At 67.6% G+C, this 22,343-nt stretch carries 19 protein-coding genes; 6 read left to right on the top strand and 13 right to left on the bottom strand.

Translation table 11 applies throughout. The features are described from left to right. Window positions 1–25: 25 nt before the first annotated feature. Window positions 26–1,321, top strand: coding sequence for an O-acetylhomoserine aminocarboxypropyltransferase/cysteine synthase family protein (locus DIE06_RS01135; protein WP_124659778.1), 1,296 nt, complete (start codon window positions 26–28; stop codon window positions 1,319–1,321). A 30-nt stretch (window positions 1,322–1,351) separates the two neighbouring features. Here DIE06_RS01135 and DIE06_RS01130 read toward each other — a convergent pair whose 3' ends face one another. Then, window positions 1,352–1,573 (bottom strand): hypothetical protein, encoded by a 222-nt coding sequence (locus DIE06_RS01130; RefSeq protein ID WP_124659777.1) that lies wholly within the window; start codon window positions 1,571–1,573, stop codon window positions 1,352–1,354. Between the two features lie 573 nt (window positions 1,574–2,146). Between DIE06_RS01130 and DIE06_RS01120 the strand changes: the two genes are divergently transcribed. Continuing rightward, window positions 2,147–2,431 (top strand): DUF4148 domain-containing protein, encoded by a 285-nt coding sequence (locus DIE06_RS01120; RefSeq protein ID WP_124659776.1) that lies wholly within the window; start codon window positions 2,147–2,149, stop codon window positions 2,429–2,431. A gap of 97 nt (window positions 2,432–2,528) precedes the next feature. Here the strand turns inward: DIE06_RS01120 and DIE06_RS01115 are convergent, their stop codons facing one another. The 5 genes from DIE06_RS01115 to DIE06_RS01095 all read right to left on the bottom strand — a co-directional run bounded on the left by DIE06_RS01115 (window position 2,529) and on the right by DIE06_RS01095 (window position 10,781). Beyond that, window positions 2,529–3,956 carry a heavy metal sensor histidine kinase gene (locus DIE06_RS01115; RefSeq protein ID WP_124659775.1) on the bottom strand — a complete coding sequence of 476 codons (1,428 nt, stop codon included), beginning with the start codon at window positions 3,954–3,956 and terminating at the stop codon, window positions 2,529–2,531. After that, window positions 3,953–4,636, bottom strand: a complete 684-nt coding sequence (gene irlR, locus DIE06_RS01110) for a heavy metal response regulator transcription factor IrlR (protein ID WP_124659774.1) — start codon at window positions 4,634–4,636, stop codon at window positions 3,953–3,955. Before irlR ends, DIE06_RS01115 begins: the two co-directional genes overlap by 4 nt. Then, a complete protein-coding gene (locus tag DIE06_RS01105) occupies window positions 4,636–7,848 on the bottom strand; it encodes an efflux RND transporter permease subunit (protein ID WP_124659773.1) in 3,213 nt (1,070 codons plus the stop codon). The genes irlR and DIE06_RS01105 overlap by 1 nt, the downstream gene beginning before the upstream one ends. A 137-nt stretch (window positions 7,849–7,985) precedes the next feature. Next, entirely contained in the window at window positions 7,986–9,449 is a 1,464-nt protein-coding gene (locus DIE06_RS01100; RefSeq protein ID WP_124659772.1) for an efflux RND transporter periplasmic adaptor subunit, read from the bottom strand. A gap of 24 nt (window positions 9,450–9,473) precedes the next feature. Next, window positions 9,474–10,781 carry a TolC family protein gene (locus DIE06_RS01095; RefSeq protein ID WP_124659771.1) on the bottom strand — a complete coding sequence of 436 codons (1,308 nt, stop codon included), beginning with the start codon at window positions 10,779–10,781 and terminating at the stop codon, window positions 9,474–9,476. A gap of 502 nt (window positions 10,782–11,283) precedes the next feature. Here DIE06_RS01095 and DIE06_RS01090 point away from each other — a divergent pair. Genes DIE06_RS01090 through DIE06_RS01085 form a run of 3 tightly spaced genes read left to right on the top strand, consistent with a single transcriptional unit; the run spans window position 11,284 to window position 12,464 of the window. After that, the gene (locus tag DIE06_RS01090; RefSeq protein ID WP_260433502.1) at window positions 11,284–11,760 is read left to right on the top strand and encodes a hypothetical protein; all 477 of its coding nucleotides are present in this window, start codon (window positions 11,284–11,286) and stop codon (window positions 11,758–11,760) included. A gap of 8 nt (window positions 11,761–11,768) precedes the next feature. After that, entirely contained in the window at window positions 11,769–11,999 is a 231-nt protein-coding gene (locus DIE06_RS38805; protein ID WP_311767609.1) for a M35 family metallo-endopeptidase, read from the top strand. Between the two features lie 15 nt (window positions 12,000–12,014). Then, on the top strand, window positions 12,015–12,464 hold the full coding sequence (locus DIE06_RS01085) for an OmpA family protein (protein ID WP_124659770.1): 450 nt from the start codon (window positions 12,015–12,017) through the stop codon (window positions 12,462–12,464). A 163-nt stretch (window positions 12,465–12,627) separates the two neighbouring features. Here DIE06_RS01085 and DIE06_RS01080 read toward each other — a convergent pair whose 3' ends face one another. The 6 genes from DIE06_RS01080 to DIE06_RS01050 form a co-directional block, all read right to left on the bottom strand. Continuing rightward, the gene (locus DIE06_RS01080) at window positions 12,628–13,818 is read right to left on the bottom strand and encodes a phosphotransferase enzyme family protein (RefSeq protein ID WP_124659769.1); all 1,191 of its coding nucleotides are present in this window, start codon (window positions 13,816–13,818) and stop codon (window positions 12,628–12,630) included. Between the two features lie 72 nt (window positions 13,819–13,890). After that, complete coding sequence (pnuC, locus tag DIE06_RS01075; protein WP_124659768.1) at window positions 13,891–14,502, bottom strand: nicotinamide riboside transporter PnuC; 612 nt, start codon at window positions 14,500–14,502, stop codon at window positions 13,891–13,893. A 59-nt stretch (window positions 14,503–14,561) separates the two neighbouring features. Beyond that, window positions 14,562–16,793, bottom strand: coding sequence for a TonB-dependent siderophore receptor (locus DIE06_RS01070; protein ID WP_124659767.1), 2,232 nt, complete (start codon window positions 16,791–16,793; stop codon window positions 14,562–14,564). 550 nt (window positions 16,794–17,343) lie between these two features. Further along, window positions 17,344–17,547, bottom strand: coding sequence for a DUF2970 domain-containing protein (locus DIE06_RS01060; RefSeq protein WP_124659765.1), 204 nt, complete (start codon window positions 17,545–17,547; stop codon window positions 17,344–17,346). Window positions 17,548–17,679: 132 nt separating this feature from the next. Continuing rightward, window positions 17,680–19,779 (bottom strand): pyridoxamine 5'-phosphate oxidase family protein, encoded by a 2,100-nt coding sequence (locus DIE06_RS01055; RefSeq protein WP_124659764.1) that lies wholly within the window; start codon window positions 19,777–19,779, stop codon window positions 17,680–17,682. Between the two features lie 26 nt (window positions 19,780–19,805). Beyond that, window positions 19,806–20,450, bottom strand: a complete 645-nt coding sequence (locus tag DIE06_RS01050; protein ID WP_124659763.1) for a glutathione S-transferase family protein — start codon at window positions 20,448–20,450, stop codon at window positions 19,806–19,808. A 126-nt stretch (window positions 20,451–20,576) separates the two neighbouring features. On the opposite strand from DIE06_RS01050, the gene DIE06_RS01045 reads away from it, so the two are divergent. Further along, entirely contained in the window at window positions 20,577–21,530 is a 954-nt protein-coding gene (locus DIE06_RS01045) for a LysR family transcriptional regulator (protein WP_124659762.1), read from the top strand. A gap of 98 nt (window positions 21,531–21,628) precedes the next feature. On the opposite strand, the gene DIE06_RS01040 is transcribed toward DIE06_RS01045, so the two are convergent. Then, window positions 21,629–22,285: a TetR/AcrR family transcriptional regulator gene (locus tag DIE06_RS01040; RefSeq protein WP_124659761.1), complete on the bottom strand. Its 657-nt coding sequence runs from the start codon at window positions 22,283–22,285 to the stop codon at window positions 21,629–21,631. Window positions 22,286–22,343 lie beyond the last annotated feature (58 nt).

Genomic DNA, 22,343 nt, shown 5'->3' with positions numbered 1-22,343 from the left:
CATCACAACAACACACGGAGCACCCATGACCGATCAGGCCTCTTCGAACTGGCGCCTCGAAACCATCGCCGTGCACGGCGGCTATCGCCCCGACCCGACCACGCGCGCGGTCGCGGTGCCGATCTACCAGACCGTTGCGTACGCATTCGACGACACGCAGCACGGCGCGGACCTGTTCGACCTGAAGGTGCAGGGCAACATCTACACGCGCATCATGAACCCGACGACGGACGTGCTCGAGCAGCGGATCGCCGCGCTCGAGGGCGGCATCGGCGCGCTCGCGCTGGCGTCGGGCCAGGCGGCCGTCACGTATGCGATCCAGACGATCGCCGAAGCCGGCGACAACATCGTGTCCGCCAGTTCGCTGTACGGCGGCACCTACAACCTGTTCGCGCATACGCTGCCGCAATACGGGATCACGACGCGCTTCGCCGATCCGCGCGATCCCGCATCGTTCGAGCCGCTGATCGACGCACGCACGAAGGCGATCTTCGCGGAATCGGTCGGCAACCCGCTCGGCAACGTGACCGACATCGCCGCGCTCGCCGCCATCGCGCATCGCCACGGGATCCCGCTGATCGTCGACAACACGGTGCCGTCGCCCTACCTGCTGCGCCCGTTCGAGCACGGCGCGGACATCGTCGTGCACTCGCTGACGAAGTATCTCGGCGGCCACGGCACGAGCCTCGGCGGCGCGATCATCGATTCGGGCAAGTTCCCGTGGACGCAGCATGCGGACCGCTTCAAGCGGCTCAACGAACCCGACGTCAGCTATCACGGCGTTGTGTACACCGAAGCATTCGGGCCGGCCGCCTATATCGGCCGTGCGCGCGTCGTGCCGCTGCGCAACATGGGCGCGGCGATCTCGCCGTTCAACGCGTTCCAGATCCTGCAGGGCATCGAGACGCTCGCGCTGCGCGTCGAACGCATCAGCGACAACGCATTGAAGATCGCGCAGCATCTGGCGCGCCATGAACACGTCGAATGGGTGAACTACGCAGGGCTGCCCGATCACCCGGATCATCCGCTCGTCGCGCGCTACCTGTCGGGCCGTGCGCCGGGCATCCTGACGTTCGGCGTGAAGGGCGGCCGTGACGGCGGCGCGAAGTTCCAGGACGCGCTGAAGCTGTTCACGCGGCTCGTCAACATCGGCGACACGAAGTCGCTCGCGACGCATCCGGCCTCGACGACGCACCGGCAACTGTCGCCGGCCGAACTCGCGAAGGCCGGCGTGAAGGAGGAAACCGTGCGGCTGTCGATCGGCATCGAGCATATCGACGACCTGCTCGCCGATCTCGACCAGGCGCTCGCGCAGCTGTGACCCGGAGCGGGCGTGCCGATACGCCCGCTTTCAAATATCCTGTCCCTGGAACGCCTTCAACGTGTGCAATCCCGGTTGATGCCGGGCAACGCCCGGCACGAAACCGCCGTGCATTGCGGTGCCCGCTGCAAGCACGCTCGACTGCCGAGCCCCCTGCCGGTCGAAGCACACGAAGCGGTAGAGACGCCGTTCGCGACCGTCGCGTTCTTCATCGACTTTATCGTGTTCTTCCTTTTTTTCATGGCCTTTCACGCGACCGAGGCCGCGGCCACGACATTCAGGGCGCGACGTTGCGCTGCTGGAACAGGCACGGATGCGTCTTCACGTACAGGTTCGGATTGCCGCAGCGGTGCCCCGCGTAATCGATCTGCTCGCCGGGCATCGGCTCCGCGGCACCAGGCCTTGCTTTTGCCGCGCCTGTCGATGTGGCCGATCCGGTGCCTGGGCGCACGGACGCGCAGCCTGCGAGAAGCAGGACGAGAAGCGGGACGAGGAGCGACGAGCGGGCAGAGAGGCGATTCACTTGGCGAACGGACGGAAGTGTCGTGACGGGACCGTCCGCTGTCGAGACGGCTCGCAGCGAACGATGCGCATGCCAGCGGCCGGATCGCATATCGGTTGAAATGCGCCCGACATGTCCGCCGCTGGTTGACTGCATGTTCCGCTTTGATCCCGTCGCATGCATGATCCGAACATGACGATTGCGTCACACACGCCATCACGCAATCTGACGCATTTTTCATCTTGCGATCACGGTCACGCCCGGCTGTTTTCGCATACTGGATTCATGGATCGCCACCCGGCGGCCTCATCACGGAGAACTCCATGAAAACGGCAAAACTCGCGACCTTGTTCATCACCGCCACGCTTTCGCTCGGCATCACCACGCAAGCCGCGTTCGCGCAAACGCAAACGCAGGGCAAGACCCGCACCGAAGTCATCAACGAACTGAAGCAGGCGCAGCACGACGGCGTGGTGCCGACGAGCAAGACGCAGTATCCGCCGACCGCCGAGATCGTCGCGCGCAACAAGGAACTTCACGGGGTTTCGGTGCATGCCGGCGAGAAGACGCCGCGGGCCGACAATCACGACAGCCTCGCGACCCGCTGATGCGGGTCAGGCGCGGGCGCTGCCCCGCGATCGCGGGCAGCGTGTCGCGCGCGGCCTTGTCGCGGCGAACGTGCGGCCGTGCCTGATTGCCGCGGTCTCACGCATGGGCTGCCGGCACAGCCTTGGGCACGACCGGCGGACGCTGCGGAAAGCGCAGCCAGAATGTCGTGCGCCGGCCGGGATCGCTGGCGACGCCGCATTCGCCGCCGTGGTTGTCCATGATGGACCGGACGATCGCGAGGCCGAGGCCCGTTCCCGACGCGGAATCGTGACGTGACGGATCGACGCGATAGAACCGCTCGAAAATCCGCCCGACATGCTGCGCGTCGATGCCCGGCCCCGTATCCGACACGGCGATCGTCGTCACGCCGCCCTGCTCCGAGCAGTCGATCGTCACGACGCTGCCGCGCGGCGCATAAGCCAGCGCATTGGACAGCAGGTTGCTCAACGCGCGCTGGTACAGCGTGAGGTCCGCATCGACCCACGCATAGCCGTCGACCTTCACCGACACGCCCGCATCCTCCGCGAGCGGCTCGTAATAGCCGGCGACACGCGACGCCTCCTCGGCCGCATCGAGCCGCCGCACGTCGATCGACGTGCCGGCCTGCTCCGAGCGCGCGAGGAACAGCATGTCCTCGATCATCCGCGACAGCCGCTGATACTCGTCTATGCTCGACTCGATCACGTTCCGGTATTCATCCGCGCTGCGCGGTTGCGACAGCACGACCTGCGCGGCCGCCTGCAGGTTCGTGAGCGGCGTGCGCATGTCGTGCGCGAGATTCGACGAGAACTGGCTCAGCCGCGTAAACGATTCGCTCAGGCGCGCGAGCATCCCGTTGAACGCGTGTTCCAGCTCCTTCAGCTCGCCGGACGTATCGAGTTCCGGCAGCGGATGGGCCAGCCGGCTCGTCGACATCTGCTCGGCCCGCGCCGCGAATCGGCGCAGCGGGCTCAGCCCGAGCGCCGCGATGCCGTAAGCGATCGCGGCTGCCAGCACGACGCCGAACACCTCGATCACGACGATCGTGTACGCATGCGTGCGCAGCAGCAGCACGTCGGCGCTGCGGTCGTACTGCACCGCGACGCGCACGACGGGCGCACCCGCGCCGGCAAGCGGCACGGTCATCACCAGATACTGGTGCCGCACGCCGGGCGGCGCGACGAACACCGGGATGCGGCCCGCGTCCGTCGACAGCAGCGGCGCATGGGTCCGGAACCCGGGCGTGCCGACGATGCGCGTGCCGGCCGCATCGTAGATCGCGAGATCCATGTTCGGATGCCCATGCAGCTGGTCGACCCAGATATCGGTGTTGCGCGCGACGTCGGCGGTCGAACGCGCTTCGGCCAGGTGCGTGCCCAGCGCGGCGGAAATGCCGGCCATCTGCTCGGCCGCCGTCGTGCCGATACGATTGCTCAGCGCCTCGTACAGCGCGACGCCGCTCGATGCGAGGATCACCGACGTCGACAGGATGATCAGTGCGGTCAGGCGTCCGCGCAGCGTGCGCGGCAGCAGGCGCGCGATCATGTCGCCGCGCCGTCGCGCACTTCGAGCACGTAGCCCATCCCGCGCACGGTGTGGATCAGCTTCGGTTCGTATGCGTCGTCGATCTTCGAGCGCAGCCGCCGGATCGCGGAATCGACGACGTTCGTATCGCTGTTGAAGTTCATGTCCCACACCTGCGACGCGATCGTCGCGCGCGGCAGGATCTCGCCCTCGCGACGCATCAGCAGCCATAGCAGCGCGAATTCCTTCGCGGTCAGCAGGATCGTGTCGCGCTGCCGCGTCGCCTTGCGGCGCGTCAGGTCGAGCTCGAGATCGGCCACGCGCAGCGTGTTCGAATCGCGCGGCTGGCCGCGCCGCAGGATCGACTTGATGCGCGCGGTGAGTTCGACGAAGTCGAACGGCTTGGCCAGGTAATCGTCGGCGCCGAGTTCGAGCCCCTTCACGCGATCGCCTACGTCGTCGCGCGCGGTGAGGAACAGCACGGGCGTCGACTTGCTGCGGCGCAGGTTCTGCAGCAGCGTCCAGCCGTCCTGCCCCGGCAGCATCACGTCGAGCACCAGCAAGTCGTACTCTTCGCTCTCGGCCTGGTGCTGGCCCGTGATGCCGTCCTCCACCCAGTCGACGACATAGCCGGCCTCGGTCAAGCCCTTGCGCAGATAGGCGCCCGTTTTCGGTTCATCCTCGACAATCAGAATTCGCATCACCCATTACCCTTGAATAAACCCAGCCGGCGCCACACGCCCGCGCCGAACCCGCCGCGCAATACCGCGCGCCACGACACCGAGTGGCTCACGCGGTACAGCACCGGCAGCACCAGCAGCGTCAGCGCCGTGGACGACAGGATACCGCCGATCACGACCGTCGCGAGCGGGCGCTGCACCTCGGCGCCGGTGCCGGTCGCGAACGCCATCGGCAGGAAGCCCAGCGACGCGACGAGCGCGGTCATCAGCACGGGCCGCAGCCGCGTGAGCGCGCCTTCGCGCACGGCCGTGTCGAGCGGCATGCCGTCGTCGCGCAGGTTGCGGATGAACGAGATCATCACGAGACCGTTGAGCACCGCGACGCCGGACAGCGCGATGAAGCCGACCGCCGCGGTGATCGACAGCGGAATCCCGCGCAGCCACAGCGACATGACACCGCCGCTCAGCGCGAACGGGATGCCGGTGAAGACCAGCAGCCCGTCCTTCAGGTTGTTGAACATCACGAACAGCAGCACGAACACCATGAACAGCGCGAGCGGCACGACGAGCTTCAGCCGTTCGCTGGCGCTTTGCAGCTGCTCGAACTGGCCGCCCCACGACACCCAGTAGCCGGCCGGCACGCGCACGTCCTGCTGCAGTTGCTCGCGTGCGTCGGCGACGAACGAGCCGACGTCGCGGCCGCGCACGTTCGCGCTGACGACGACGCGCCGCTTGCCGTCCTCACGGCTGATCTGGTTCGGGCCCGGCGCGACCTCGATCGTCGCGAGTTCCGCAAGCGGCACATACGGCGCCTGCGCGAGCGGCGCGCTGGCGCCGGCGGCCGGCGCGGGCAGCGCGATCGGCAACCGCTTGATCGCCTCGATGTCGGAGCGCAGCTCGTCCGGCAACCGCACGACGATGTCGAAGCGGCGGTCGCCCTGGAACAGCGTGCCGGCCTTCTGCCCGCCGACGGCCGCGGCCACCGTGTCCTGCAGGTCGGCGACCGTCACGCCGTAGCGCGCGAGCTTGTCGCGGTCGAGGTTGACGGTCAGCACCGGCAGGCCCGTGGTCTGCTCGACCTTCACCTCGGATGCGCCCGGCACCTTCTGCAGCGCGGCCGCGATCTGCTCGCCGGTCTGGTTCAGCACGGCCATGTCGTCACCGAAGATCTTCACCGCGACGTCGCTGCGCACGCCCGAGATCAGCTCGTTGAAGCGCAACTGGATCGGCTGCGAGAACTCGTATGCGTTGCCCGGCAGTTCCTCGAGCGCTTCCTCGATCTCGCGCACGAGCTGGTCGCGCGGCTTGCTCGGGTCGGGCCACCGGTCGGCCGGCTTCAGCATGATGTAGCCGTCCGACAGGTTCGGCGGCATCGGGTCGGCCGCAATCTCGGCCGTGCCGGTGCGCGCGAACACGCGCTCGATTTCGGGGAAGCGCGCCTTCAGCGTCTTCTCGATCGCCTTCTGCATCTCGACCGACTGCGACAGGCTCGTGCCGGGAATCCGCAGCGCGGCGACCGCGAGATCGCCCTCGTTCAGGCTCGGGATGAACTCGCTGCCGAGCCGCGTCGCGAGCCCGAGCGTTGCCAGCACGATCGCGCCCGCGCCGAGCATCACGCGCGCGGGGCGCGTCATGAACGCGGCGAGCACCGGTTCGTACGCGCGCCGCGCCCAGCCCATCAGCCGGTTCTCCTTCTCCTCGACGCGCTCGCCGATGAACAGCGCGACCGCGGCCGGGATGAACGTGACGGTCAGCACCATCGCGGCGGCGAGCGCCATCACGACAGTTACGGCCATCGGATGGAACATCTTCCCTTCGACGCCGGTGAGCGCGAAGATCGGCAGGTACACGACCATGATGATCAGTTGCCCGAAGATCAGCGCACGGCGCGCCTCCTGCGACGCGCCGAACACTTCCGCGAAGCGCTCGTCGCGCATCAGCGGCCGGCCGGCGGCGGCCTGCGCATGCGCGAGCCGACGCACGCAGTTCTCGACGATCACGACCGCGCCGTCGACGATGATCCCGAAGTCGAGCGCGCCGAGGCTCATCAGGTTCGCACTGACCTTCGCGTTGACCATCCCGGTGAAGGTCATCAGCATCGACAGCGGAATCACGAGTGCGGTGATCAGCGCCGCGCGGATGTTGCCGAGGAACAGGAACAGCACGGCGATCACGAGGATCGCGCCTTCGAGCAGGTTCTTCTTCACCGTCGCGACGGCTTTCTCGACCAGCACGGTGCGGTCGTAGACGGGAATCGCCTTCACGCCGGCCGGCAGCGTGCGGTTCACGTCTTCCATCTTCGCGGCGACGGCCTTCGCGACCGAGCGGCTGTTCTCGCCCATCAGCATGAACACCGTGCCGAGCACGACCTCCTCGCCGTTCGACGTCGCGGCGCCGGTGCGCAGCTCGCGGCCGATGTCGACCTGCCCGACCTCCTTCATCCGCACCGGCACGCCGCCGACGTTGGTCAGCACGATGTTGGCGATGTCGTCGACGGTGCGCGCCTGGCCCGGCACGCGCACCAGGTACTGCTCGCCGCGCTTCTCGATGTAGCCCGCGCCGACGTTGTCGTTGTTGCGTTCGAGCGCGCGCACGACGTCGGCGAGCGTCAGCCCGTACGACATCAGCTTCGCCGGGTTCGGCGCGACGCGGTATTCCTTCACGTAGCCGCCGATCGAGTTCACCTCGGTCACGCCGCGCACGTTGCGCAGTTGCGGCCGCACCACCCAGTCCTGAAGCTCGCGCAGGTCGGCCGCCGTATAGCGCGTGCCGTCGGGCTTGCGCGCGGCCGCGTCGGCTTCGACGGTCCACAGATAGATTTCGCCGAGGCCGGTCGATGTCGGCCCCATCGCGGGCGCGATGCCGGCCGGCAGCTTGTCCTTCGCTTCCTGGATGCGCTCGTTGACGAGTTGCCGCGCGAAATAGATGTCGGTGCCGTCCTTGAAGATCACCGTGACCTGCGACAGACCGTAGCGCGAAATCGAACGCGTCTGTTCGAGGCCCGGCAGCCCGGCCATCACGGTCTCGACCGGATAGGTGATGCGCTGCTCGGCCTCCAGCGGCGAATAGCCGGGCGCCGCCGTGTTGATCTGGACCTGCACGTTGGTGATGTCGGGCACCGCGTCGATCGGCAGCTTCTGGTAGCTGAACACGCCCAGCGCGGCCACGGCCGCGATCGCCAGCATCACGAGCCAGCGGTGCGCAATCGCAAAGCGGATCAGGCGCTCAAACATGGCGGGATTCCTTGAAGCGCGGAACGGTCGCCCGCACCGGACGGGCTGCCCGGCCGGTTACGCGGCGGCCCGGAAATCGGGCCGTCACGCGAATCGAAAACCGGGTGGCGAATCGCGCAACGGCGCATACGTCATGCTCATTCATGTTCCGCGCTCCCCTTGCCGAGTTCGGCCTTCAGCACGAAGCTGTTCGAGGCCACGTATTCCTGGCCCGGCTCGAGCCCCTTCAGCACTTCGGTCGCGCGTTCGTCGCGCCGCCCCGTCTCGACGGCCTGCGCGACGAAGCCCTTCGGCGACCGCACGAACACCGACGGCGTACCGTCGACCTCCTGCAGCGCGTCGCTCGCGACCGCGAGCGGCACGGCCTGCTTGCCCGCGTCGACCGACACGTTGACGAACATCCCGGGCCGCCATACGCCGTCGGGATTCGGCAGCACGACGCGGGCGGGCGCGGTGCGCGTCTGTTCGCCGAGCAACGCGCCCACGTAGGCGATCGGGCCGCTCGAGCGCGATTCGAACGCGGTCGCGCTGACGGTCGCGTCGCGGCCGACGCGCACGTCGTTCAACCGCTGCGCGGGCACGGCCATCTCGGCCCACACCGTCGACAGATCGGAGATCACGAACATGCTCGCGTCGGCGGCGATCGCCTCGCCGGGGGTCGCATGCTTCTCGACGATCGTTCCGGCGAACGGCGCGCGCAGTTCATAGCGGTTCAGCGCGCCCGCGCCGGCCGGCGCGTTCAGCGCGGCCAGCTTCTGCCGCGCGTTCTGCACGGCGATCTCGGCCTCGCGCAGTTGCACCTGCGCCTGCTGGTAGTCCTGTTCCGCCGAGATGCGCTCCTGCCACAGCGTGCGTTCGCGTTCATAGGTTGCGCGCGCGCCCGACAGCCGGCGTTCGGCCGTCAGCAGTTCGCTGCGCCGGTCCGCGAGATCGGTGCTCGCGATCACGGCCAGCACCTGCCCCTTCGAGACGTTCTGCCCGAGCGACACCGACACCTGTTCGACGATCCCGGCCACGCGCGGCACGACGTGCGCGGTGCGATCCTCGTTGAACCTGATCTCGCCCGGCAGCTGGAACGGCGTGGCGATCTGCGCGGGGCCGGCCTTCGCGAGCGCGATCTTCGACGTCTGCAATTGCGCGTCGGTCAGCGCGATCGCGCCGTCCGCGCGGGCGAACGGGAACGACGCGGCCGCGTCCCCGGCCTTGACGTCGATCGTCGCGTCGAACACGTGCGGCTTCGCGATCGGCCGGGCCGAGACGAACTTCCGGCCCGCCGCGTCGAACCGCACCGGTTCGTGCGAGCGGTCGTAGCGCACGAGCGTGCCGGACACCGTGACGCCCTTGTCGACCGGCTGGCCGTCGACGAACGGATAGACGACGAGCCGCGCGTCGCCGGGCTTTTCCGTCATCACGATCTCGACGGACAGTTTGCCGCGCGCGAGCACGACGCCGCCGTGCGAGCCGGTACCTTCGGCCGCTTGGGCGGCTTCGGTGCCCGCGGGCGCGGACGCGCCGCCTCGCGCGACGGCGAGCGCGCCGAGCACGATCCCGGCGCCGCCGAGCACGGCCGCCGCAATGATGAAGATTCTGCTGCGTGACATGATGATCCTTCAGGTAAGAAGCGGCTATTGCGCGACGGCCGCCAGCGGCGTGCCGACGAGCCGGCCGATGTCGGCGCGGGCGGCATGCGCGTCGGCAAGCGCGCGCACGTATTGCGATTGCCCCTGGAACAGCGTGCGCTGCGCGTCGAGCACGTCGAGGAAGCTGAACTTGCCGAGCTCGTAGCCGCGCGACATCGCATCGAGCGCGAGTCGCGCGCCGGGCAGGATGTCGGTCTTCAGCCGGCGCGCCTCCTGTGCAGCCGCGTCGAAATTCGCATACGCCTGCGTGAGCGCGAGCCGCAGCCGCGTGCGTTCGCGGTCGAGATCGGCGTTCGCGCGCTCGGCCTTGTGCGTCGCTTCGAGCAGCGCGCCCTTGTTGGTGTTGAACAGCGGGATCGGGATCGACACACCGACCACCGCCTGGTTGTCGGGCACGCCGCCGGTCGTCACCCGCTTCACGCCCGCGCTGACCGTCACGTCCGGGATGCGCCGCGCGCGTTCGAGCGACACGGCCGCGTTCGAGCGCAGCATCTCCGCGCGCGCGGCGCGGGCGAGCGGTGCGTTGTCGAGCTGCGCGGTCAGCGCGGACAGCGGCTCGGCCGCGGGCACCGTTTCCAGGTCGCCGAGCGCGACGCGCCGGTCGTCGCGCGCTTCGCCCATCACCGCGTTCAACCTTTCGCGTGCGACGTCGACGCGGCCGCGCGCGGTCACCACCTCGATCTGCACGCCGGCCGCCGCCACCTGCGCCTTGGTCGCCTCGACCGGCGACACCTTGCCGGCCTGCGCGCGGCGGCCCGCGAGATCCGCGGAGCGCGCGGCGATCGCGGCCGATTCCTCGGTGACCTGAAGCTGACGCTGCGCCGCAAGCAATCCGTAGAACGCAGCGATCACGTCGGCGCGCACGGCGGCGCCCTGCTCGTCGAGCGACGCATTCGCGGCCTCGCGGCCATACGACGCGACGTCGAGCCGCGCACGGCGCTTGCCGCCGAGTTCGATGGTCTGGCTGATCAGTGCGGTCGACGTGCGCTCCGCCCGGCTGAAGCCTTCCTGCAGGAAAGAGACTTCCGGATTGGGACGCGTACCGGCCTGCATCCACGCGCCGGCCGACGCATCGACGTCCGCGCGCGCGCCGCGCAGCGCCGGGTTGTTGCGGGCCGCGGTCGCGAGCGCGTCGGACAGCGTCAGCGAGGGAAACGATGGCGTATCAGACGGCGGTGCGCCGCGTGGCGCCGCGCCGCCGGAAGCGGCGGGGGCCACGACCGCCGGCGCTTGCGCATGGGCCGTCGCGGCCGTCGCGAAAACGACGGCCACGGCGAAGGTGAGCTTGAGCATGTTCGGTTCTGCGATAACGGTTCGCAACCGATGCTACGGATCGGCCGCAGTGCGAACATGAGGCGAAGATGATATTCCCGTCATTTTTGGCGCGTTGTACTCCCCGAACCAGCGCGCATCTCCGCCCAAATAGCCATCTGTACGCGACGTCCACGCGCTCGCGTGCGATCCGACGATGCCGTCAAAGCTCATCGGACTCGTCGAATCGCTTCCGATCATCCAATGCGGTCACGTCAGATCACAAAAATTTTCCATTCCAAAATTTCGAACGAGTTCTATAGACATCTCCACTTGAAAAGATGACTGTTCAAGGTTCCGGGAACACGAACGTAGCCATGCCGTTCTATGTCCCCGGGGTCGTGCGATTGGATTTTTATCAACTTCAATTGAGGAGCCGCCAATGAGCCAACGTGCAGTCAAGAACGGCGATTCGACAATAACGCGACGCTTGGTTACTGATACACGACACCCTTGAAAATCTACACGCCGGGACTTCAAGGAAATGAAGAATTTTTCCGATCACAACAAATACGACTTTGATGCTGACGAAGATAAAGAGTGGTTTCTCGTTCACTCCGGGGCCGTCACCAACACAAATCCGGGATCGATGGTTCATGTTTACATCAATACAACACCCATTTGCCCCAACATGACCAACAGAGAATTCCGAATTATGATAGCGCGACTTCTTGAATGGTCCACAATTCTAGTCGAGCGAAGGATCATCGACCTGAAACGGTATGACGAAAGAACCGAAGAGAGAATGATCCATTGGCTCAATCGACGTGACGAAATCACACGGCAATATCTTATCAATGGTTTCTCACGACAGCTCTCTGTTCTTAAAACGCTAACATCACACAATTTCGCTCGAAGCGATCCGGGCCTCGATAGAATGTTAGGTTGCGTTCCGAATATGCGCGACATTGACAACGAAGCCGCTCATGTTTGCGGGCCTAACACGGAGGCAGGCTTGTAAGCATTGCGATGAAATTTTGTACCGGCTTGCGCGATCAGAATATGTTCGGAGATTCCCGCCTATCCACACTCATTCATGAAGTAACTCATTTCATTGATACCTTCGGTAGCGGTGACCATCGTTACGGGCTCGACCCCACAGCGGCGGCATGGGCAAGATCCAATCCTGACCTGGCATTGAGAAATGCGGATACACTCACCGGATTCGTGATCTACGGTGAAGATTTATTTGCAGAGTAAGGAGGCGAATTCATCATGAGAACCTTGATTGCCGCACTACCACCCATCTCCGCATTTTTGTTCTTTTTCTCCACAAACGCCATAGCAGAATGCCCAGGATCACAAAACCTCCCATCACAACAATTTTTCGTTTCATTTTCACCCAACAGTCACGAAATCACCGCATCCGAGAAAATACGAATCGGACAATGGGTCTCGAAAATCAACTCCAAGCACCCGAATCAAAACTGGATCGATATAATTGGAAGTGCGTCCAAAAATGAAACCACCCCCGATCAACTTGCAACGAAACGCGCTTCCGCGGTAGCGAAAGTCATCATAGACGATGGCCTGATAAACGCACCATTTCAGATAAAAACGCAAATTTATCCAACCAATAGCGCAACCGAATCACCGTCGGAAACCCGTGAAGTCACCGTTCAAGTGAGCCCCGGCTGCCTCAACAACTGCTGTACGGGCCAGTGACATGAAAGTTGCTCATTTATCGCCGCCGCGCTTGCGTTGAACTGCGCACCGCCAACGCTCGCGTGAGACGGTCCATCGAATCTATCCGGACGAGATTTCGATGTTCGATTCGAGCGACATATCAATCGCCTAACTGGTGAAGCTATCAGGGTGCTCTCAAGAATCAGGCGATGCCCTGCTTCGCGCGCCGGCGTTGCACCAGCCAGTCGAGCAACTGCCGCCCGTCGCGTTCGCCGAACCAGCGCGCGTGCCCCAGCAGATAGCCGTCGTACGCGATGTCGACGATCGCCCGGGCATCGATGATGCACCCGAAATACGCAACCTCCGACAGCGCGAACTCCGTATGCACGATCGGCAGCATCGCGACCAGCGCCGCATACGCTTCGTCGCTCAGCGGTTCGAGCGATTCGTAGCCGTCGAGCAGCGCATCGATGTGCGCGTATTCGACGCGGCGCGCATCGGCCGGCGCCATCCAGTCGACCGTATTGCGCTCGATCGCCAGCGCGACATCCATCACCGCGCAGGTGCGATCGGACAGACCGAAGTCGAGCACGGTGCGCACCCGCGCGCCAGGGCCCGCGTCGGTCCACAGCAGGTTCGACGCATGCCAGTCGCCGTGCGTCCACAGCGGCGGCAGCGCGGGCAGCAGCGGCACGAGGCGCGCATGATACGGGCCGATCGCAGCGACGACGTCGCCACGCCAGTCGCGCGTGCCGAGCGCGCGCACCAGCAGCGGCTGCGCGCCGACCCAGCGTTCCAGCGCGCCCGCCAGATCGGCGGACGACAGCACGCGGAAACTCGACAGCAGCGTGCGCACGGGCCGCGCCGGCGCATCGTAGCCTGCCGACGCGCGATGCAGTTCGGCCAGCGCGCGGCCGGCCGCGTAAGCATGCGAAGGATGCGTGAACGGCCGCCACGACATCACGCCGCGATACGGGTCGACGCCGGGCGCGACCACATGCACCTCATACGTCCAGGCGCCGGACGCAAAGGCCGTCGCGCCCTGGCGATCGGCCAGCACGTCCACCACCGGCATCCCGCGCTCGCGCAGATGCGCGATGAAGCGATGCTCTTCCTCGAGCCCGGCGACGTCACGCAGGCTCACGTGATGCCGCTTGACGAACAGCGCGCGCCCGTCCGTCATCCGCACCAGCGTGGCCGCCGCGAACTGCCGCGGACTGTGCCACGTCAGCCGAGCCGGTTCGCCGGCGCCGTCGATGCGCGCGAGCAGCGCCGCCACCTCGTCGTGCGTCATCAGCGGCCAGTCGCGTTCGGCCTGCTCGCCGTCGACGCCGAATTGCGGCGGTGCGACGTCCGGCGACAGCGGCCCGTCCGGCTCGAGTGGAAATGACATGAACGAGGTAACTCCGTAGTTGAATCGGTCCGTGAATCCGCCCGTGAATCCGCCCGTGAAGCAGCCCGAAAATCAGCCCGCCGGGTTCGCCGTCGCGCGCAGCGCGTCGGCCGTGCGGCTCCAGTCGCGCCAGCCGATGACGGCGAGCGCGATGAACAGCGCATAGAGTCCGGCCGTCAGATACAGTGCCTTGAACACGAACATCCCGACGTACACGACGTTCACGACGATCCACAGCCCCCACGACGCGATGTAGCGCCGCGCGGTCCAGTATTGCGCGACCAGGCTGAACGCGGTCAGCGACGCATCGACGAACGGCAGCGCCGCATCGGTCCAGCGCGCCATCATCCCGCCGAGCAGCGCGCTGCCGACGACGGCCGCGATCAGGTCCGGCAGCATCTGCCGCGGCCGCACGCCGGTGACGGGCGCGACGTCGCCTGCCGGCGCCGCGCCGCCGCTCGCCTCGAGCGTACGCTGCGCGATCCAGCGGCGCCAGCCGTACACCTGCAGCACCGCGAACGCGCCCTGCAGCAGCATGTCGGAATACAGCTTCGCGTCGAAGAAGATCCAGCCGTACAGCGCGACCGACGCGAGCCCGACCGGCCAGCACAGCATGCGCCGCTTCGCGGTCAGCCAGATCGCGAGCGCGCTGACGATCACGCCGGCGATTTCGAGTGGGGACATCGTCTGTACTCTCCTGGTTAGCTGCCGGGGCCGCGCGTCACGCGGCCGGATCCGGACGATCAGAAATCATAGGTCAACGATACGCGCGCGGTGCGCGGCGCGCCCGGGAACAAGTACGCGTCGCCCTGCTGCTCGCCCGCGTCGCGCCAGTAGAACTTGTTGAACAGGTTGTCCACCGATACGCGCAGCACCGTGCGATGGCCCGCGATCTTCGTCGTATAGCGCGCGCCGAGATTGAACACGAACCACGACGGCACGCGCGCGGTGCCCTCTTCGTTCGCATTGCGGCCCGCGCTGTACTCGACGCCGCCCAGCATGTTCAGGCCCGCGACGCCCGGCACCGCATAGTCCGCATACAGCGACGCGCGCAGCGCCGGCACGTTGATGATCTGGTGCCCTTCGTACGCCGGCGAACCCGAATCGTACGCGCGCGCGCGAATCGCCGCGACGCTGGCCGTCAGCGACAGCCGCTCGGTGAGCCGCCCGGCCGCGCCGAGCTCGATCCCCTGGTGGCGCTGCGTGCCACGCTGCACGAACGTATAGCGCGTGCCCGACGCATCAGGGTCGGCGAACTGAAACGGCTTGCTGATCGAGAACACGGCGCCCGTCAAGCTCAGCCGGTCGAGCCAGTCGTATTTCGCGCCGAGTTCGAACTGGTGCGATTCGACCGGCGGCAGGAACGCATACGCGTTGGTCGCGCGCACCGGCGCCTGGTCGCCGAGCGACAGCGCCTTGCTGTACGACGCGTACAGCGACAGCACGCTCACCGGCTTGTAGACGAGCGCGACCTGCGGCAGGAACACCGAGCGGTCGGTGTGCGTCGCGTCGCCGTCGAGGCTGCTCCAGCTGCGCTGGCGCAGCAGCACTTCCTTGCCGCCTGCGAGCACCTGCCAGTGCTCGCCGATGCTGATGCGATCGAGCCCGAACACGCCGTACTGCCATGCGTCGAGCTGCGGATACGACGGCCCGGCCGTATTCGGCGACGGTGCGAACGCGACGTCGGGCCCGTAGATGTTCTCGCTGCCCACGTAGTCGTACACGGCATTCGCCATGTGCACGACGCGGCGCTGCACGCTCACGCCGAGCGTCAACTCGTGGCGCAGCGGGCCCGTCGCGAACTTCCCCGTCGTGACCGCACGCAGGTCGTCGTTGCGGCGGTATTCGCCCGGGCTGCGGAAGTCGTACACGTCGTAGTCGCCGTTCGCGCCGAAGAAGAACGGCGACGTCGTGCCGGCCGCACAGCTCGCCGCGTAATAGCAGCCGTACGCGAACGCGCTATTGTCGTCGATCATCGTGCGGCTGCGGCCCGCGGCGACGTAGGCCTTCCAGTCGTCGTTGAACTGGTAGTCGAAGCGCGCGTTCAGGTTCAGCGCATCGGTCGTCACCGGCTTCGCCCACGGCTGCGTGCCGAGCGCCTTCGACGTCGTGTTGACGGACGGCACGACGGTGCCGCCGAGCAGCTGGTAGCCGGGCGCGGAACGCTGGATCCACTGCTGGAATTCCGCGTTGAGCTGCAGGCTCGCACGCGGGCTGATGTCCCAGTCGGCGGCGATCGAGCCGAACGTGCGCCGTCCGTTCGTGCCGTCGATATACGCGTGCATGTTCTCCTTCGCGGCATTGATCCGGAAGCCGAACTGGTTGTCGGGGCCGAAGCGGCGGCCGAGATCGACGGCCGCCGACGTCGAGCCGCGGCTGTCGACGCCGGTCGTCACGCTCGCGACGTTCGCCGAGCGTTTCGTCACGAAGTTGATTACACCGCCCGGCGCGACCACGCCGCTGTCGATGCCGGCCAGCCCCTTCAGGATCTCGACGCGCTCCTTGTTCTCGAGCGGCACGTTCTGCTCGCCGGACACCGTCAGCCCGTCGATCCGGATCGCGCTCGCCAGATCGACCGGAAAGCCGCGGATCGCGAAGCCTTCGAAGTAGCCGACCGGCGCATAGTCGTTGACGACCGACGCGTCGTTGCGCACCACGTCGCTCAGGCGCTTCGCCTGCTGGTCATCGATCTGCGCGCGCGTGACGACGCTGACGGAGGCCGGCGTGTCACGCAGCGGCGCATCGTCGAACCCCGCGACCGACGCTTCGCGCACGCGAAACGCGCCGCCGCGCTCGCCGCTGACCATGATCGCCGGCAGCGTCGCGATGCCGGCCGCATCGGTGTCGGAGGCCGGCGCGTCGCCCTGTGCCGCGGCGGCCTGCGCCGCGAAAAGCGTGAGGCCGAGACCGACGCCAAGCCCGACCTTCGCGCGCCGCCGCCGTGCGGGCAACGCTGTTGTTCTATTCACCGTCATTGTTCTGGATGGAAAACTCGCCACTCGACCCTGTCGAAACACTCGAAATACGTTATGCCGCTGCGAAGCACGCCTCGCGCATGACCCCGCTCCGGTGCCCGGCGGCCGCCGGGCACGAACGTCGACACGACATGCATCAGACGACTCGGACGATCGGGCCGCATGCGTGCCGATCGATCGGGAAAGCGCAGGATGGGACATCGGATACCGGTGACGCGCCGGGCACCGACGCGGCCCGTGGATCGGGTGCGGGTCGGGCGGCCGGCTGCGTCGCGCGGTCTTGTCATGCGGGGGATGCTTCGAACGCCCCGGTGCGGGCGCCGGGCTGTGCGTGCGCCGTTCGTCGGAACGGCGGCATGCCCGTCGCGCGCGACATCGCGGCGTGGCGCGCATTTTACCCCGGGCGGGGATCCGGACCGTGGAATCGAGCGGAACGGGAGACGGGGATAGGGAAACGCGATCGGTCGGGACGACCTGCGCGGCAATGGCGCCGCCTCGTGTGTCGCGCCGGGCAATCCGGGAGACTGCCCGCGTGCGGCACGCGCGACGCTCAGAACCCCTGCATCGTCACCGTCGGATCGACGACCAGGTGGACGACGCCATAGATCACCGCGCCGACCAGCACCGCGAGAATGATCGCGACGAACGGCAGCAGCGTGAAGTTGACGTTCGCGAGATCGGACGCGTGCGCCTTGCTGTTGCGCACGCCGAAGAAACTCCACAGAACCAGGCGGATCATGCTGAACAGTTTCATGATGTTGCTCCTTTCCTCTATCGGTTGACGCTATCGTCGATCCGACAGGTCTCCGGAAAAAGAAGCAGTTGCGCGCGGTTTTTGCGCAGCACGCGTTGTGCGACCGCGTGTCGCAGGGTTGTCGCCTGCCCGTCAGCGGTCGAGCACGAGCGGCTCCGTGGCCCCTTCGGCGGGCCGTGCGACGCATGGCAGCGCGCAGCCGGGTTCGATCGCCGCATCGTGCGGCTGCACGTAATCGACCGCGCCGGACAGCACGCGCGTCGCGCACGTGCCGCACGACCCCGACCTGCATTCGGACGGCACTGCCACCCCCTGGCCTTCGGCGAATTCGAGCAGCGTGCCGTCGGCGGGCGTCCATGCGGCCTCGCGCGCCGAGCGGCGGAACACGACGGGCACACTGCGCACCGGCGGTGCCCCGGCCGCACGCGTCGTGCTGCGCACGACGCTCGACGGCCCGAACGCCTCGAAGCGGATACGCTCGTCCGGCACGTTCAGCGCGCGCAATCCGTCGTACAAATCGCGCATGAACGCGGACGGCCCGCACAGGTAGAAGTCGTAGTCGTCGAACGGCAGAATGCGCTTCAGTTGCGCGATGTCGATGCGGCCCGGCCGCGCCGCGCCGTCGTGCTGCGGCCGGCTGTCGAACCAGTGCAGCGATACGCGCGGGTCCGCGTCCGCGATGCGCGTCAGCTCCGCTGCAAACGGTCGGTCGACCGTGTCGCGCGCGCCGTGCACGAACACCACGCGGCGCGACGGTGCGTCGTCGGCCAGCGCGCGGCGCAGCATCGCGATCATCGGCGTGATGCCGATGCCGGCCGACACCAGCACGGCCGGACGCGGGCTCGCGACGTCGAACGCGAAGCGCCCGCGCGGCATCTGCGCGTCGAGCGTCATGCCGGCGCGCGCGTGGTCGTGCAGCCACGCCGATACACGTCCTTCGCGCTTCACGGTGATCCGGTAATGCGGCGCGCCGGGGGCATCGGACAGCGTGTAGCTGCGGATCGTCGGCGCATCGCTGTCTGGCAACGCGACGCGCAGTGTCAGGTGCTGTCCGGCTTCGTAGGCCGGCAACGCGCCGCCGTCCGCCGGTTCGAAATGAAACGAGCGGATCGCGCGCGCTTCGTCGACGATCGTCGCGATGCGCAGCGGGCGCCAGCCGGAGGCCGATGCCGAAGTGGGCGCCGACGCGGAGGTCGACAGCGATGCCGATGTGGCGACCGATGCCGCCTGCCCACCCGCGAGCGCCGCCCCCGCGTCCGCCCCCACCCACCCCGCAAACTGCGGCGCCCGCTCGACCGCCGACCACCGGAACGGCAGCATGCTCCGAGTGCGCCGCACTTCGCGCACATGAAACCGCACGACCCGCTGCGCGCCGTCGAACGACGCGACGAGCGGCCCGTCCCACACGATCTCCGCCTCCGCAGCGACATACAGCAGGTCGCCGCTGTCGAAATCGACGAACAGCAGCCCCGCGCGCGGATCGTGCTGCAGGTTGCCGAGCGTGTTGAAGAAGCGGTTGCCGCTGAAATCCGGCGTCGTCAGCGTGTGCGCGTCGTCGACGCGCACGAAGCCCGGCATGCCGCCGCGATGCGACACGTCCGCGCCGCGCGCGGCCCCCGCAGCGGCCGACGTGTTCGCGCTCGCGACGAAGAACGTATCGGCCTGCGCGAGCAGCGCGCGGTCCGCGTCGCTCAATCGGTCCGACACGTCAGCCGTGATGGGCGCCCCGCCTTCACGCGTCACGAACGTCGGCTTGCGGCCCTGGATGTACTTCGCGCAATTGCCGAAGCTCTGCTCGACCGCGATCGTCAGTGCACCGCCGTCGACCGCGCGCACGACGCCGTTCACGCGATTGCGCCGGCGTGTGTCGAACTCGATCCCGAGCCCGCCGAGCGGCACGCCTGGCTGCCACGCGCCGGCCAGCGGATCGCCGGGCAGCCCGTCGCCGTCGATGCGCAACGTGCGGGCGTCCGGCGTCGTCACGAAGCCCGGCATCCCGACCCGCAGCGTCGCCCACGGCTGGCCGTGCGCATCGACGCCGCCGAGCACGAAGAACGGCAACTGCGCGAAAAACGTCCGGTGCTGGTCCGGCATGAAGCGCCTGATCCCGCGCCGGCCGGCCGCGCCCGCGGCCTCCGTCACGCCCGCGCGCTGCTGCACGGCGAGTTCGCCCGCATGAAACGGCGCAACGTCGAGTTCCCAGCCCGGTACGGCGGCGGTCGGAGCGTTCATCGTGTTGTCCCGGTCAAGGTCCGGCGTCAGGCAGCAAGTAGCCCGGCACGGGTCGACGGCATGCCGACGAAGCCCGGCAGCGCCTCGACGCGTGCGAGCCACGCGCGCACGTGCGGATACGGTTCGAGCGACACGCCGCCTTCCGGCGCGTGCGCGATGTACGTGTAGGCGGCGATGTCGGCGATCGTCGGCTGCGCGCCCGCGGCGAACGGCTTGCCGGCGAGTTCCTGATCGATCACGGCAAGCACCTTCGCGGCCGTGCGCTTGGCCGCGTCGTGATCGAGCGGCACGCTGAACACGGTGACGAGCCGCGCGGCCGCCGGCCCCGTTGCAATGGGCCCGGCCGCGTACGACAGCCAGCGCTGCACGGTCGCCGCGCCGGCGGCATCGTCGGGCAGCCAGTGCGCGTCGCCGTAGCGTTTCGCGAGATAGACGAGGATCGCGTTCGAATCGGCGAGCACGGTGCCGTCGTCGTCGATCACCGGCACCTGCCCGAGCGGATTGAGCGCGAGGAACGCGGGTTCGCGCTGCGCGCCCGCCGCGAGATCGACGTCGATGGTCTCGAACGGCAGCCCGAGCAGCGACAGGAACAGCCGGACGCGATGCGCGTGACCGGACAGCGGGAACGAATAGACACGAACCGGACGGGCGGGCGGGCTGGCGGCTGGCATGGAAAGGCTCCTGGATCTCGCGCCGCCGGGAGTCGGCGACGAACGGCCCCAGCGTAGCGCTCGCCGTTCTCGTCCAGAAGACGGATAATCGCTGAAACATTATCCGCTCCTATAGGACAATCGACGATGGCCGATCTGCGCGACGTGAACCTGAACCGGCTGGCGATCTTCGTCGCGGTGGTCGATGCCGGCTCGCTGACGGCGGCGGCCGAGCGGCTCGGCCTCGCGAAGACAGTCGTCAGCACACACATGCAGCGCCTCGAGTCCGAGGTCGGCGCGAACCTGCTGGTGCGCACCACGCGGCGGCTGAGCGTGACCGATGCCGGGCGCGCGTTCTACGACGCGTGCCGCGGCATCGTGCGCGCGACCGAAAGCGCGCTCGACGCGGTGTCGTCCGACACGGGGCCGCTGCGCGGCACGCTGCGCGTGAGCGTGCCGATCGACTACGGCGCGCTGGTCGTCGCGCCGGCCGTCGTCGCGCTGCGCGATGCGCATCCGGGGCTCGACGTCGAACTGATCGCGAACGACCGCGTCGTCGATCTCGTCGCGGACAATCTCGAGGTCGCGATCCGCATCGGCCGCCTCGCGGATTCGAACTATCGCGCGGTGCAGCTCGGCGAATACGAGAAATGGCTGGTCGCGAGCCCCGCGTTCGTCGCGCGGCACGGCCTGCCGCGCGATCCGGACGCGCTCGCCGCGCTGCCGTTCGTGATGCTGTCAACGCTGTCGCGCCCGCATACGGTCGAACTCGATCACGCGCGCGGCGGCCATGCGTCGGTGCGCTGCGTCGCGCCCGTCGTGTCGAACACCGCGACGGCCTGCCGCGCGATCGCGCTCGCGGGCGGCGGCTTCGGGCTCCTGACGGATTTCTCGATCGCGGAGGACGTCGCGGCCGGCCGGCTCGTCCGGCTGCTGCCCGCCTGGCGCTCGGCGCGCGCCGGGATTCACGCGGTGTATCCGTCGACGCGGTTGCCGTCGCCGAAGGTGCGCGCGTTCATCGATGCGATGAAGGCGAGGATCGGAGAAACACGCGCCGCGCCGCCCGCGCGTGCGACGCGGTCGGGGCGCGCCGACGATTGAACGATCGACCGCCCGTCACATCACCTTCACGATCGGGCCTGGTCCTTGCACGGGGTTCCTGGTTCTTGCAGGCACAGCCGGCGCCCGGCCGGGACCACCTACCCCGCTTCCCGGAACGTCCCCAGCAGCACCTTCCTGCAACTCGCGACCATCTGCGCCTCCGGATCGCGATATCCGGTGAGCAGCCATGCCGCACCGACGTTCGTCATCGCGCCGACCAGCGCGAGCCCGACGAGCCGCTGCTCGGTGCGCTCGGCCGGTGTCACCGCCTCGCGCGCCGCGCCGATCGCCATGATCAGCTTGCCGAAGTCGATCAGCATCCGCTGGTACGTCATGTCGGTATCCGCGCTCACGCCCATCACCTCGAGCAGCAGCACACGCGCCGCGCACGGGTCGCGCAGGAAGCCGAAGAATGCGGCGAGCCCCGCGTCGACGCTTTCGCGCAGATCGCCACCGCGCTCGGCCACCGCGCGCGCGACCGCGTCGTGCAATTGCTGCGCATGATGCAGGTAGGTGCAGCGCAGCAGATCCTCGGTACTGTCGAACGCCGCGTAGAAATAGCGGTCGTTGAGCTTCGCTTCCTGGCAGATCGACCGCACGGTCGCCTTGCGGAAACCGACCGTGCCGAACACGCGCGTCGCCGCGCGGATCAACGCATCGCGCCGCTCGGCGGCCCGTACCTCGGGTGCGACACCGCCGTACGCCCGACCCCGCTTTTCCGTTTCGAGTGCTTTCTCCATTTCGCTATTTGACATCAGGACACCCGAAAACTAAAGTGGTGACGATCAACACCACAATAAGCGCGCCGCCGGC

Origin of the sequence: Burkholderia sp. Bp8998 (assembly GCF_003854235.1) — a bacterium.
Lineage (GTDB): Bacteria > Pseudomonadota > Gammaproteobacteria > Burkholderiales > Burkholderiaceae > Burkholderia.
This window is presented reverse-complemented; position numbering and strand designations above follow the sequence as displayed.